This window comes from uncultured Parabacteroides sp. (assembly GCF_902493135.1).
Classification (GTDB): domain Bacteria; phylum Bacteroidota; class Bacteroidia; order Bacteroidales; family Tannerellaceae; genus Parabacteroides.
Genome location: NZ_CABUOD010000066.1, coordinates 1 through 14,203, shown reverse-complemented (window position 1 = coordinate 14,203; position 14,203 = coordinate 1). Strand labels below are relative to the sequence as shown.

Below are 14,203 nucleotides of genomic sequence, written 5' to 3'. Positions count from 1 at the left end.
TGGAGAAGATAGACAAACTGGACCGGCAGATATTGAACATTATTTCAAAGAATGCCAGGATTCCTTTCAAGGATGTAGCCGAAGAATGTGGCGTTTCGCGCGCTGCCATTCATCAACGGGTACAACGCATGATTGATATGAATGTGATCGTTGGGTCAGGCTATCATATTAATCCGAAGATTTTAGGTTACAACACGTGCACTTATATCGGCGTCAAACTGGAACGCGGTTCGATGTACAAAGACGTGGTTCCCGAATTCGAGAAGATTCCGGAAGTGGTCGAATGTCATTTTACGACCGGGCCGTACACGATGCTGATCAAGTTATACGCACGCGACAATGAACACCTGATGGAGCTGCTGAATACGCAGATACAGGAAATACCGGGTGTGACCGCTACGGAAACGCTTATCTCGTTGCGTCAGAGTGTCAAACGTGAAATCCCTATTTGCGATATTTCCGAATAAGAAGAATAGAACGTATGGGCCCGGCCTCGAATGAGTTGCCGGGCTTTTTTATATGCCATACAATTTATATTTTTGCAGAAAAAGATAAAGCAACGATGTCAAGATATTTGTCCATACTGTTCCTTTGTTGTCTTCCGGCCTGCCTATGGGCGGGGGAGAATTATCGCTTTCGTGTCTATCTGAAAGACAAGGGGGACGACGGTTACCGGGTGGAGGAACCGGAAACCTTCCTATCCAAAGAGGCGGTCGAACGGAGAGTGAAAAATAATGTGGCCGTGACGGATGCCGACTTCCCTATATCCCGGTCGTATATCGACATGTTGTCTGAAACAGGTGCGACCCCGGTTGTGCAAAGCAAGTGGTTTGCGACCGTCGTGGTGGAAAGTTCCGACAGCACGGTGGCCGAACAATTGCAACAGTTGGCAATCGTCGATTCCGTCAAGTGGATTTGGAAAGGGAACCTGCGGGTCCCGACCGAGGAAAAGGGAGAAGACCGTTTCGTGTCGGAGGATGAACCGCTACATAATGAATATGGTTATGCTCATAAACAGATCAAGATGTTGAACGGGGCTAAATTGCATGAAGCCGGTTTCCGGGGGGAAGGAATGCGGGTGGCCGTGATCGATGCCGGTTTTATGAATGTGGACCGGATGTCGGCTTTCGATTCGCTCAGGTTGTTGGGAACGCACAATGTCGTCTTTCCCGGTAAAAGCGTGTTTGTCGGGGACGATCACGGGACGAAGGTCCTTTCCTGCCTTGCCGCCGATATTCCGGGAGTGATGGTCGGAACCGCTCCGAAAGCTTCTTACCTGCTGCTTAAAAGTGAAGACAGCGATTCCGAATATCCCGTCGAGGAAGATTATTGGATTGCTGCGGTCGAATATGCGGACAGTGCCGGTGTGGACGTGATCTCCTCGTCGCTCGGATATTTTGCTTTTGATGCGGACGAACTGTCGTACGACCAGGCTGCCTTGGACGGCAAGACCGCTATGATCAGCCGGGCGGCTAACCTGGCTGCCGATAAAGGGATACTTGTATTTTGCAGTGCCGGTAATGAAGGGAACGGCGATTGGGAAAAGATCACCTTTCCATCGGATGCAGCCGGGATCTTTACGGTAGGTGCGATAGATGAGGATAAAAAGAAAAGCGGTTTCAGCTCCGTAGGCTTTACGGCTGACGGGCGCGTGAAACCGGATGCCGTGGCGTTGGGTACGAGCAGTTGCGTGATCGGTCCGGGCGGCAGTGTCAGGTATGCGAACGGGACCTCTTTTGCCACGCCTATCCTTGCCGGGATGGGAGTTTGCCTCTGGCAATCACTGCCTTGGTTGAATAACAGGGAGGTGATCGAACTGCTGCATCGTTCGTCCAGCCGATATAAGCATCCGGATACGGAGTTAGGATACGGCATTCCCGATTTCTATAAAGCGTATAAAAAGGAAAGAAAAAATGGGGTACGGACAAAATAATCAGAATCAGGAGCGGCAGGAGTTCTCTTTGTTGGAACTGAATAACCGGGTGAAAGGGGCTGTCCTGAATGCATTCCCGGAGACGTGCTGGGTGCGTGCCGAGATGAGCGACGTGCGTACGAATGCTGCGTCCGGGCACTGTTATCTGGAGTTTATCGAGAAGAACGCGATAACCGGTCAGCTGGTGGCAAAGGCGCGCGGCTCCATCTGGGCAAAGACTTTCCGGATGCTGAAGCCTTATTTTGAGATGGAAACCGGGCAGATGTTTGCTTCCGGCCTGAAAGTGCTGGTGAAAGTGTCGGTCGAGTTTCACGAACTCTACGGGTACAGCCTGACCGTGCTGGATATCGATCCGGCCTATACGTTGGGAGACATGATCCGGAAACGGATGGAAATCATCCGGCAATTGAAGGAAGAGGGCGTTTTCACGCTGAACAAGGAGTTGCCGTTTCCAACGTTGCCGAGGCGGATCGCTGTCATCACTTCGCCTACGGCTGCCGGATACGAAGACTTCCTGAACCAGTTGGCCGGCAACAAGGCCGGCTATTCTTTCTATCCGAAGCTGTTTCCGGCTCTTATGCAGGGCGAACGGACGGAAGAGTCCGTGATCGCAGCGTTGGACAGTGTGTACCGTCATGCCAACTGTTTCGATGTGGTCGTGATTATCCGGGGCGGAGGCGCTACTTCGGACTTGAATAGTTTCGATTCCTATCTCTTGGCGGCAAACTGTGCGCAATTTCCGCTTCCTATCATAACCGGTATCGGGCATGAACGCGATGACACGATCCTGGATATGGTTGCCCATACACGGATGAAAACACCGACGGCTGTAGCCGAGTTCCTGATCGGGCAGATGGATAAGGCGGCCGGAGAGGTGGAAGAACTGCAACAGGACGTTTGTTCGTTGGCAACCGAAATCCTGTCCAGGCAAAAGAACTTCCTGCAGTTGTTGGGAAGTCGTCTGCCTGTCCTGGCAATAAACCGGATCGAGCGGAACCGTTCGCTTCTCCAACGGATAGGCATGCAATTGCCGACGGATGCCCATGCATTTCTAAACCAATCGGCATCGAAGCTGGAAGCGATGCAAGTGCGTTTGGCAAACCGTGCGGAAAGCAGTTTGGCAGAGCGGAACCGCTTTGTCCAGTTGACCGAACAGTTCATCAAGATGGCTTCTCCCGACTATGTATTGAAGCGGGGCTACAGCTTGACGCTAAAGGATGGCAAGATCATCAAACAGGCCGCCGGATTGGAGGCCGGCGAGGAGTTGGTAACCCGTTTTGCGGACGGTGAAGTACACTCGACAGTCCTTGCAGTAAATAAATCATAAATCAAAAATCATAAATTCCATCATGGCAGAAACATATAATGAAGCAGTAGAGAAACTCCGTAAGATCGTCGCCGACATAGAGAACGGCGATCTGGATGTTGACATTCTTTCTGAAAAGGTAAAGGAAGCGACCCGCTTGATCAAATTGTGTAAGGAGAAACTTTACAAGGCCGACGAGGAGGTCAAGAAAGTGTTGGAGGAACTGGAGTAATGAAGAAATATGTGCTGATTGTCGCCGGAGGCCGCGGGCTGCGGATGGGAGGCGACTTGCCGAAGCAGTTTATCCCGTTGGATGGAAAGCCTGTCCTGATGCATACGTTGGAGGCTTTTCACCGCTGGGATGCGTCTGCCGGTTTGATCCTGGTGCTCCCGGAAGATCACCAGCCTTATTGGGAGATGCTTTGCCGGGAGATCGGTTGTAAGGTCCCGCACCGGATTGCGAACGGAGGCGAAACGCGTTTCCATTCCGTTCTCAACGGATTGAATTTCCTTGCGGATGAGATTGGAAATGCAGCCGGAAGGGATGAAAAGATACTGGTGGCTGTGCATGACGGGGTACGGCCTTTTGTCGCACCTGAAGTTGTCGGGCAATGTTTTGCCGAGGCCGAAGTATCGGGAGCTGCTATCCCGGTCGTGCCTGTGGTCGATTCTCTCCGCGAGTTCTCCGGCGAGTCCAGTCGTCCGGTCGACCGTTCGCGTTATCAGGCGGTGCAAACCCCGCAGGTTTTCGATTATGATTTGCTTTTGAAAGCATATGAACAACCTTACTCGGAGTTTTTTACCGATGATGCTTCGGTTGTGGAGGCTTTCGGACATACGGTCAGGACTGTTCCGGGAAACCGGGAAAACATAAAGATTACGACTCCGTTCGATCTGTTGGTGGCAAAGGCGCTGCTTGCAAAATAAATATTTGTATATATGCTCGATCTCGACAAACGTTCCATCATGTATCTGCCGGGCGTTGGCCCGAAAAAGGCGGAAATATTACAAAAGGAAGCCGGCATTTCTTCGTATGAGGACTTGCTGTTCTACTTTCCGTATAAATACATTGACCGGAGTCGTTTCTACAAGGTTGTGGAAGTGACCGGGGATATGCCTTATATACAGTTGAAAGGGCGCATCTTGTTTTTCGATACGGTAGGCGAAGGACGTACACGACGGTTGATCGGCAAATTCACGGACGGGACGGGCACGATCGACCTGGTCTGGTTCAAAGGGATCAACTATGTGTTGGACAAGATCAAGACCGGCGTCGATTATATCGTGTTTGGCAAACCGACCGAGTTCGGGCATATCTATAATATTCCCCATCCGGATATAGACTCTCTGGACCAGGCGGATAAGGTTGCCAACGGCTTGACGCCGTTCTATAATACGTCTGAGAAGATGAAGAAGTCGTTCCTCAATTCACGGGCGATCCAGAATTTGCAATACACATTGTTGAGCGGTTTGAACTGGACGCTGCCTGAAACACTTCCGCCGGCTGTCTTGAACCGTATTCGCATGATGTCGTTTCCGGAAGCGATACGGAATGTGCATTTCCCCGAATCGGTCGATAAATTACGGAAAGCGCAGTTGCGCCTGAAGTTTGACGAACTGTTTTTCATCCAGTTGAATATTCTCCGTACTTCCAACCTGCGCAAGCTGAAGTTGAAAGGGATTGTCTTTCCTTCCGTCGGAGACTATTTCAATACGTTCTATAAAGAATATCTGCCTTTCGAACTGACGAATGCGCAGAAACGTGTTGTCCGTGAGATTCGTGCCGATATGGGAAGCGGACGGCAGATGAACCGTCTTCTGCAGGGAGATGTGGGAAGCGGGAAGACGTTGGTGGCTTTGCTCTCCATGCTGTTGGCGGTCGATAACCATTGCCAGGCCTGCATGATGGCGCCGACGGAGATACTGGCGACTCAGCATTATGCGACAGTCATGGGTTTCCTGAAAGATATGGATATAAAAGTGGCCCTGCTGACCGGCTCGACGAAAAAGAAGGAACGGAATAAGATATTGCCGGCTATTGCGAGCGGTGAGATCCAGATCGTGATCGGGACGCATGCACTGATCGAAGAAACGGTCGTCTTTTCCTCTCTCGGTCTGGCGATTATAGACGAACAGCACCGCTTCGGGGTGGAACAGCGTTCCCGGTTGTGGACGAAAAATGCGGTCGTTCCTCATGTCCTGGTGATGACTGCGACGCCTATTCCCCGTACGCTTGCCATGACCTTATACGGCGATCTGGATGTCTCGGTGATCGATGAGTTGCCGCCCGGACGTAAACCGATCCAGACCGTACATCGCTATGATAACAAGAAAGCGCAACTCTACGACTTTCTCCGCAAGGAAATCGGACAGGGCCGGCAGGCCTATGTCGTTTATCCTTTGATCGAGGGCAGCGAGAAGCTGGATTACAAGAATCTGGAAGAGGGGTTCGAGACATTCAAAGAAGTTTTCCCGGATTATAAGGTATGTATGGTCCACGGAAAGATGAAAGCGGCCGACAAAGAGGCGGAAATGCAGAAGTTCATTTCCGGCGAGGCGCAGATATTGATGGCGACGACCGTGATAGAAGTTGGTGTGAACGTGCCGAATGCATCCGTGATGGTCATCGAAAGCGCCGAACGTTTCGGTCTTTCCCAGTTGCATCAACTTCGCGGCCGGGTGGGACGTGGAGCGGAGCAGTCATATTGTGTGCTTGTCTCTTCCTATAAATTGAGCAACGAGACACGCAAGCGCCTGGAAATAATGGTGAACAGCAACAACGGCTTTGAGATCGCCGAGGCCGATTTGCGCCTGCGCGGTCATGGTGACTTGGAAGGGACACGCCAGAGCGGAGAGGGGATAGACCTTAAGATCGCCAACCTGGCAGCCGACGGACAAATCCTTCAGTATGCGCGTGATATAGCCCAGGATGTTTTGAACGAAGACCCCGATTTGTTATCCGAACCTAACCGGATATTGAACGAACGCCTGAAAACTCTCTTTGCAAAGAAGGTAAACTGGGGAATGATCAGCTAATATGTTGTGAAACATATTATGTTGTAATCGTTTGTAAATCAAAAGGCAAAAGGTGGACTTTTGCTTTTCTTGGGTTTCATTGCGGAAATTTTTCGTTATTGAATTTTGCCGGCTGATTCAAAATTACGAACTTTGACGAAATGACGATGAAATAAACTATTCTATATCATGATTTTTCATCGTGTATTATCGTTGAAAGTGATAAAAATAATGAAGATACGAACATTACTATTTATTTGTTGTACCACTATATTGGTATCAGCCGTCGAGGCGAAAGCACAAGAAGACAAAGGGAATCCGAAGCAAGTTGTATATATTAAGAAGATGGATAAACGTGTCTCCGAATTGATGGCTGACCGTGTCGGTATCCGGAAAAATATGGAGTTGAAGGAACTTGCTACCATTAATGAAAAAGCGATGGAAGCGAGAGAGGATTTGATGTTTCCTGCTGATGAATTATACGGTTCCAACTGGGAAAATCAGTGGGTCGATCCGTTCCGTGGAACTACTGCAAAGGTGAATTTCCCGGATTCGTTTGCAATCGATTGCTCTTCTTTCGTTTATCCGATAGCCATCGATTCGATGGCAAGAATTACTTCCAAATACGGTCCGCGCCGTCGTCGTATGCATAGGGGCATTGACTTGAAAGTTTTGATCGGCGATACGATCCGCGCAGCCTTCGACGGTAGAGTTCGTATTAAGAACTTTGAACGCCGTGGATATGGCAATTACCTGGTAATCCGTCATCCGAACGGCCTCGAAACCGTATACGGACATTTATCTAAGGCTCTTGTGCAACCGAACGATATCGTCCATGCAGGTGATCCGATCGCTTTAGGCGGTAACACGGGACGTTCTACCGGTTCTCATCTTCATTTTGAAACCCGCTTTTTAGGACAGGCCATTAATCCGGCTGAAATTATAGACTTCGAAAACGGTGTTCCCCACCAGGATACCTATGTTTTCCATAATGTAAAGATTAACGGACGCAGAAGCAATATCTACACCTCTTCTTCCGACCGGATGGTTTATCACCGTGTGAAATCGGGTGACACGTTGGGCAAGATTGCCCGGATATATGGAACTACCGTAAATGAATTGTGCCGCCTGAACGGGTTGAAAGGCACGTCTGTTTTGCGAATCGGACAGTCTATCCGTTGCAGTGCCGGTGCGGTCACGTCTGCTAAAGCCGGCAAATCAAAACCGACCGCTTCTGCGAGCGTAAAGCAGACCGTGAAGACTACGGTTGCGGCTGACGCTGCAGCCGTCGCTTCGATCAACCAGGCTTCCAATGCGGGGCAGCAAGAGGCTACTCCGGTCTACCATCGCGTGAAATCGGGTGACACGTTGGGCGCTATCGCCGCTAAATATGGTACGACAGTCTCAAAGCTCTGTGAATTGAATGGCATTACAAAAACTACGATTCTGAAATTGGGCCGTTCGCTCCGTTGTTCTTGATTAAGATTGGGTAAATACGATATGAAGGGCTATCCGTTGTGTGCGGATAGCCCTTTTTATTTCCGGCTAAAGTAGCCTCTCTTTTGGTCGGATATGGATTTATCCGTATCTTTGTACGGATGTAAATGCTAAGAAAGTATGGCTGATACGAAGGAACAATTCGAAAAAGTAATATCCCAATGTCGGGAACTGTTTGAAAAGAAGTTGAAAGATTACGGTCCCTCGTGGCGGATCATGCGTCCGCAGTCGCTGACCGACCAGATATTCATTAAGGCAAACCGGATCCGCAGCCTCGAGATAAAAGGTGTGAGCATGGTGGATGAGGGTATCCGTCCTGAGTTTGTCGCAATCGTGAACTATGGGGTGATCGGCTTGATACAATTGGCAAAAGGATTTGCCGATACGACAGATATAAGCAATGAAGAGGCATTGGCCCTGTATGATAAATACATCACGGAAACCAAAGAGCTGATGTATGCCAAGAACCATGATTATGATGAGGCATGGCGCGGCATGCGTATCAGTTCCTATACGGACCTGATTCTGATGAAACTCTATCGTACGAAGCAGATCGAGAGTCACGGAGGCAAGACGATCGTGTCGGAGGGTATCGATGCCAACTATATGGACATGATCAACTATGCGTTATTCGGCTTGATCAAGCTGGAGTATGGGGAGAATTGATAATTGAAAATTGAAAGTTAAGTGAAGAGTAAAGATACCGTTTTAAAGATATTGGCAGAGTTGTGCCGTTTGCTGATCGGAGTTGTATTTATCTTCTCCGGTTTTGTCAAGGCTGTCGATCCGGTGGGAGGGGCGATCAAGATCGGTGAATACCTGGCTTCCTTCGGACTGGATATGTTGCAACCTTTTACGGTATTGCTGTCTTTCAACCTTTCTGCAATCGAGTTTGCGCTCGGTGTCTGTATGTTGTTGGGTGTGTACCGGCGGTATGTCTCTTTCCTTATCTTGGCGTTTATGGCGTTTATGACGCCGCTTACCTTGTATTTGGCTCTTTTCGATCCCGTATCGGATTGCGGCTGCTTCGGAGACGCACTGGTGATCTCCAACTGGGAGACGTTCTTTAAAAATATCGTACTCTCTCTTGCCGCTATTGTTACGTTTATTTATAACCAGCGTTTGTTCCAGTGCTTTACTTTCCGGGTATATTGGTTTGTCGCCTTGTATGCTTACCTGTTCGGCGTCGGTTTTGCTTATTATAATTATAATCATCTGCCTGTCATTGATTTTCGTCCGTATAAGATCGGTGCGAATATACCGCAGTTGATGGAGATGCCCGAAGGGGCTCCGCAGGATGAATATAAGTACACGTTCGTGTATGAAAAAGACGGCGTGAAGAAAGAGTTCTCGCTTGAAGACTATCCTGCAAACGACAGTAGCTGGACGTTTGTGGATTCGAAGACCGAATTGATCAAGAAGGGCTATCAGCCTCCTGTTGCCGCTTTCAATATTTACAATGGAGAGGGCGATGATGTGACGGAAGAAATCATCGGAAATCCCGGCCCTGTTTTGCTGCTTGTCGCTCCGAAGCTGGAAGAGGCGGACGACGAGCAAATGGATGAGATCAACGGTGTGTATGACTATGCACTCGAACATGATATCCCGTTCTATTGCGTGACGGGCTCTTCGCCGGAGGTGATCGGTATCTGGAGCGACAATACCGGGGCCGAATATCCTTTCCGGATGGCGGACGAAGTGCTTCTTAAGACGATTATCCGTTCCAACCCCGGCCTGGTGCTGTTGAAAGGCGGTACGATACAGGGTAAATGGCATTACAACGATATTCCGGCAGAGGAAGATGTCAAGGCGCTTATGGATCGTTGCTTGGACGAGAGCAATATAAAAAGTAAAGAAGATGGGGCCCTTGCAACCAACCTATTGACTTTTACCGTACCTTTGCTGCTCGTTTGGGTATATGACCTGCTGCGTTTCAGACGTAAACGGAAAGAAAAGAAATAACTATTTGTATTACATATTTAATTAATTAAGTCATGAGAAAGAATATTGTTGCAGGAAACTGGAAGATGAACACTACCCTTCCTGAAGGTCTTGCTTTGGCAAAAGGCTTGGACGAAGCTCTTAAAGGTAAAACACCTAACTGTGATGTGATCATCGGTACTCCGTTCACTCACTTGGCAAGCGTTGCTGCTGCTATCGACACGAATAAGATCGGTGTTGCTGCTGAAAACTGCGCAGACAAGGAAAAAGGTGCTTACACCGGCGAAGTTTCTGCTGCCATGGTTGCTTCTACAGGTGCAAAATATGTGATCCTGGGCCACTCTGAAAGACGTGCTTACTATCACGAAACTCCGGAAATCCTGAAAACAAAAGTTGAATTGGCTCTGGCTAACGGCCTGACTCCGATCTTCTGCATCGGTGAAGTGCTGGAAGAAAGAGAAGCCGGCAAGCATTTCGAAGTGGTAGATGCTCAGATCAAGGGATCTTTGTTCGACCTGTCTGCTGAAGACTTCGCTAAGATCGTTCTGGCTTACGAACCGGTTTGGGCTATCGGTACAGGTAAAACCGCTACATCCGACCAGGCTGAAGAAATCCACGCTCATATCCGTGCTACTCTGGCTGCTAAGTATGGTCAGGAAATTGCCGACAACTGCACAATCCTTTACGGTGGCAGCTGCAACGCAGGCAATGCGAAGGAACTGTTTGCTAAACCGAACGTAGACGGTGGTCTGATCGGTGGCGCTTCTCTGGCTGTCGATAAGTTCATGCCGATTATTGAAGCATTTGATAAATAAGTTGAAAAGTGAAAGGTAAAAGGTGAAAGTTGTTTCGGCTTTCAGCCGATTCGTGATTTTCACTCTTTTACCTTTCAATTTTCAACTTTCAATTTTCAACTGATATGAAACGATTATCTTGTATTCTTTCTTTATGTATGTTGCTTGGTGCATCTGCTTTGTCTGCTCAGACGGGTGGAGCCGGACAGGCGGAAGACATCATTGACGCCTTGCAGGAAAGAGTTCCCGGAAAAGGGACTGTTGTGGTGCGCGGGTCCGATGCTCTTCGTAATATGCTCGGTAAACGTTTGCATGGCGAAGGGGTAGAAAAGACTGATAGCACGGCCTTTCTGAAAATACAAGGCTATCGTACACAAGTGTTTTCCGGCAATAACCAGCGTAAATCCAAAGATGAAGCTTTCCGGAAAGAAAAAGAAATTAAGGAACTTTTCCCTGATGTCCCGACTTATGTGACCTACAATGCTCCGTTCTGGCGTCTGCGTATCGGTGATTTCCGTTCACACGAAGAGGCTTATCACATGCAACGTCTCCTGATGGATGCATTCCCGGCCTATAAGAAAGAAATGTACATTGTTAGGGAAGAAGTCAAAATCCCATTGAATTGAAATGAGTGAAGAAGTAAACGAGAAGACTTTGCTGGCCCGCGAAGAACTGGCCGGCCATTATAAAAGTATTATCCATCTGCTTGGTGAAGATGTAGACCGCGAAGGTCTGTTGAAAACGCCCGAACGTGTGGCCAAAGCTATGCAGTTCCTGACCAAAGGGTATCATGAAGACCCGGCTGCCGTGCTTCGCGGCGCCATGTTCAAGGAAGAAGACTACAAGCAGATGGTGATTGTAAAGGATATCGATTTCTTTTCTCTTTGTGAGCATCACATGTTGCCCTTCTTCGGAAAGGCCCATGTCGCCTATATCCCTAAAAAATATATTACGGGGTTGAGCAAGATTCCCCGTGTCGTGGATATCTTCGCCCGCCGTCTTCAGATCCAGGAACGATTGACCATGCAGATCAAAGACTGCATTCAGGAAACGCTCGATCCGTTAGGCGTAATGGTCGTGATCGAGGCACAACATATGTGTATGCAGATGCGTGGCGTCGAGAAACAGAACTCCCTGACCACGACCTCCGACTTCACCGGATTCTTCCAGCAAGCCAAAACGCGCGAAGAATTTATGAATCTGATCAAACATAACCGGTAATACCCTGGTCACACCCGTTTGTATTTTCCAGAGTGCTTTTCTTCTTTTATCGTGTAATATTATCTCTTTGCGTGCGACTAATAAAATAAAACGATGAGAGAATGAAAGCTACTCAACAACAGGAAAAAGAGTTCATCGCACTTGTGGAGGAATACAAACAGGTCATTTACAAGGTCTGCTATGTCTATGCGACGGATGCCGATCACCTGAATGACCTTTATCAGGAGGTCGTGATCAATTTGTGGAAAGCTTACCCTTGCTTCCGGGGCGATTGTAAGTCGTCTACCTGGGTCTATCGTATAGGCCTGAATACCTGTATTTCCTTTTTCCGCCGTTCGAAACGAAGACCTGAAGTGGTTCCGATCTCAGTCGATCTGGAAGCGTTTGCAGAGGAAAGCGACAAGACGGTACAACTCCGTGAACTCTATCGGATGATCAATAAACTCGGCCAGCTGGAACGTGCACTGATCCTGCTTTGGCTTGAGGAAAGGAGCTATCAGGAGATAGCCGAGATCATCGGTATTTCTAAGAACAACGTGGCAGTCAAACTCAATCGTATTCGTGAGAAATTAAAAGCAATGTCGAATCGTTAAAAGTTACGGATATGGAATTGGAAGAATTAAAAGCGGGCTGGGGTATCTTGAATGAACAACTTGCAAAAAGCGAAATGTTGAACAAAAGGATCATCAAGGAGATGATCACCAACCGGACACAATCGGCTTATGAACGGCTGTTCCGTTTTGATTTGTTCGGATTGATACTGGTGTTGGGGATTTGTGTCATGTTTCCCGTATTGGCTGCTACTGGTAAAATAGTCTTGAAGCCGCTCTCCTTCGCTTTGCTGGAAGGCTCTATAGTTATCGGCTTTTTTATGCAACTTTTTTTCATTTCTCTCCTTCTCCGGTTCGATATGGAGAAGAAGAAAATCTACGAACTGACTAAATTGGTATTAACCTATAAGTTATGGATGAAGAGGAACACAGTGATTGGCTCTTGGATGGGTATGGCGGCCATTATCGCGTTTCTGTTCATCGAAAAAGCCCAGCTTGTCGGTAACTGGGAAGTTCGTTTGGCAGGAGTGTTTATATTGGCTTCCGTCATAATGTTTTTTCAAACCCGTTTTTACCTGAAAAATATTCGTGCAATAGAGAAAGGTCTGGCAGAATTGAAGGAATTCGAAGAAGAAACGGATCTCAAGACAGTGTGTTGATTAATGTTGATAATCAGTCTATTATAGTTTCCCTCTGAAGGGAACGGGAATTCCCCTTGCAGGGAACGAGAGTTTCCCTTGCAGGAAACGCAAGTTCCCTCGGTGGGAAACGAGAGTTCCCTTGTAAGGAAACTTCATGAAGGTAAATCATTATTTAATGCATCTAATCTTCTTAAACATGATTATTCAAATATAAATATGTTTTTCCCCTTTCTATACATAATATTTGTCCGCGAAGTATCAATAGTTCAACTAAAACATTTCAAACATCCCGGCTGACTTTCGTTTATGCCTTGACGGATGTGAACCAAGCGCCACTAAAGAGACCAAGATCACTTCCTCATCTTCCGATAATAACGCGGGCTGTAGCCGGGCAGCAATTCCGGATGGAATACCCAGATCAGGTCTTTCAACAGGTAATCGGGATGCAGAGGAAATTCTTCATAATAAGGGACAAGCCCCGTATTACAGGAATAAATCCGACGGTTCTTAAAGGCGTCGAAGTTTTCGTACGGCGTGTATTCGGCACGCAGCTCACCATAGGTCATGTCTTCGGACCGGTTATATTTAACCAGCCACATATCGGCATGGATAGCCCGGTCGAGCACCGTCTCGAAAGCCAAGGGCGTACTGCCGGCTCCGGGAAGTTCCTTAAAAACATAATCGGCTCCGGCATCGGCATACATATTGGCGATATAGCTTTCCCCCGCCGGCATAAACCAGGAAGCGCCGAACTTCTTTTCGGAGATAACGGTAGGACGGGGCATATCGGCCGTGACCAGCTTTTTCAGGTCGAGATAGCTTTTCTCTGTCTCCCGGAAGATCGAGTCGGCCACCTTTTCCTTACCAAACAGCATCCCGTAGAAACGAATCCATTCGGTACGTCCCAACGGCAGCGACTCCATATAATCGGCTCCTTCGATAATGGGGATTCCCAGTTTCTCGACCGGCCCGTAGCCGCTATTCTGGAAAGGGGAAACGATCACCAGCTCGGCGCCTTTGTCGATCATCCTCTCCACATTAGGGGCGGTCGCCTCTCCCATATCGGTAATCCGTCCGGCTTTCAGCCCTTCCTGAATGGCAGGCGTGTCCATATAGCGAGGTTCGCAAACGCCAATGATCCGTCCAGTCTCGTCCAACTGGTCGATAATAGCCGCATGCACGGATGTATAGACCACGATATTCCGAGCCGGGACCTGCACGACCGTCCCTTTCGGAAGATTTGCGGGAAGAGGCCGTTCACGGTCTACCAAAAGATACCGTTGCAACAGGCGCGTGCTGTCCCA

At 48.4% G+C, this 14,203-nt stretch carries 15 protein-coding genes; 14 read left to right on the top strand and 1 reads right to left on the bottom strand.

Annotated elements, in window-relative coordinates:
- From RDN79_RS18030 to RDN79_RS17965, 14 genes are all read left to right on the top strand, one after another.
- Window positions 1–467 (top strand): Lrp/AsnC ligand binding domain-containing protein (locus tag RDN79_RS18030; RefSeq protein WP_308573326.1); only part of this gene is annotated, 467 nt, incomplete at its 5' end.
- A gap of 95 nt (window positions 468–562) precedes the next feature.
- Window positions 563–1,933 (top strand): S8 family serine peptidase, encoded by a 1,371-nt coding sequence (locus tag RDN79_RS18025; protein ID WP_298549161.1) that lies wholly within the window; start codon window positions 563–565, stop codon window positions 1,931–1,933.
- Complete coding sequence (xseA, locus tag RDN79_RS18020; RefSeq protein ID WP_298549164.1) at window positions 1,914–3,260, top strand: exodeoxyribonuclease VII large subunit; 1,347 nt, start codon at window positions 1,914–1,916, stop codon at window positions 3,258–3,260. The genes RDN79_RS18025 and xseA overlap by 20 nt, the downstream gene beginning before the upstream one ends.
- 22 nt (window positions 3,261–3,282) lie before the next feature.
- On the top strand, window positions 3,283–3,471 hold the full coding sequence (xseB, locus tag RDN79_RS18015) for an exodeoxyribonuclease VII small subunit (RefSeq protein WP_005640546.1): 189 nt from the start codon (window positions 3,283–3,285) through the stop codon (window positions 3,469–3,471).
- Window positions 3,471–4,166: a 2-C-methyl-D-erythritol 4-phosphate cytidylyltransferase gene (locus RDN79_RS18010; RefSeq protein WP_298549169.1), complete on the top strand. Its 696-nt coding sequence runs from the start codon at window positions 3,471–3,473 to the stop codon at window positions 4,164–4,166. Before xseB ends, RDN79_RS18010 begins: the two co-directional genes overlap by 1 nt.
- A 12-nt stretch (window positions 4,167–4,178) precedes the next feature.
- Window positions 4,179–6,275: an ATP-dependent DNA helicase RecG gene (recG, locus tag RDN79_RS18005; protein WP_298549172.1), complete on the top strand. Its 2,097-nt coding sequence runs from the start codon at window positions 4,179–4,181 to the stop codon at window positions 6,273–6,275.
- A 210-nt stretch (window positions 6,276–6,485) separates the two neighbouring features.
- Complete coding sequence (locus RDN79_RS18000) at window positions 6,486–7,733, top strand: peptidoglycan DD-metalloendopeptidase family protein (RefSeq protein ID WP_298549174.1); 1,248 nt, start codon at window positions 6,486–6,488, stop codon at window positions 7,731–7,733.
- Window positions 7,734–7,871: 138 nt separating this feature from the next.
- Window positions 7,872–8,417, top strand: a complete 546-nt coding sequence (locus RDN79_RS17995; RefSeq protein WP_298549176.1) for a DUF1599 domain-containing protein — start codon at window positions 7,872–7,874, stop codon at window positions 8,415–8,417.
- A gap of 21 nt (window positions 8,418–8,438) precedes the next feature.
- Window positions 8,439–9,713, top strand: coding sequence for a BT_3928 family protein (locus RDN79_RS17990; RefSeq protein WP_298549179.1), 1,275 nt, complete (start codon window positions 8,439–8,441; stop codon window positions 9,711–9,713).
- A 32-nt stretch (window positions 9,714–9,745) separates the two neighbouring features.
- Window positions 9,746–10,507, top strand: a complete 762-nt coding sequence (tpiA, locus tag RDN79_RS17985; RefSeq protein ID WP_008153249.1) for a triose-phosphate isomerase — start codon at window positions 9,746–9,748, stop codon at window positions 10,505–10,507.
- Between the two features lie 104 nt (window positions 10,508–10,611).
- Complete coding sequence (locus RDN79_RS17980) at window positions 10,612–11,112, top strand: SPOR domain-containing protein (protein ID WP_298549180.1); 501 nt, start codon at window positions 10,612–10,614, stop codon at window positions 11,110–11,112.
- Window position 11,113: 1 nt separating this feature from the next.
- Window positions 11,114–11,707, top strand: a complete 594-nt coding sequence (folE, locus tag RDN79_RS17975; protein WP_298549183.1) for a GTP cyclohydrolase I FolE — start codon at window positions 11,114–11,116, stop codon at window positions 11,705–11,707.
- A 101-nt stretch (window positions 11,708–11,808) separates the two neighbouring features.
- Window positions 11,809–12,300, top strand: a complete 492-nt coding sequence (locus RDN79_RS17970; RefSeq protein ID WP_298549185.1) for an RNA polymerase sigma factor — start codon at window positions 11,809–11,811, stop codon at window positions 12,298–12,300.
- An 11-nt stretch (window positions 12,301–12,311) separates the two neighbouring features.
- Complete coding sequence (locus RDN79_RS17965) at window positions 12,312–12,917, top strand: hypothetical protein (RefSeq protein WP_298549187.1); 606 nt, start codon at window positions 12,312–12,314, stop codon at window positions 12,915–12,917.
- A gap of 332 nt (window positions 12,918–13,249) precedes the next feature.
- Here the strand turns inward: RDN79_RS17965 and RDN79_RS17960 are convergent.
- Window positions 13,250–14,203, bottom strand: a 954-nt coding sequence (locus tag RDN79_RS17960; protein ID WP_308573323.1) for an ABC transporter substrate-binding protein, incomplete at its 5' end; no start/stop codon positions are given.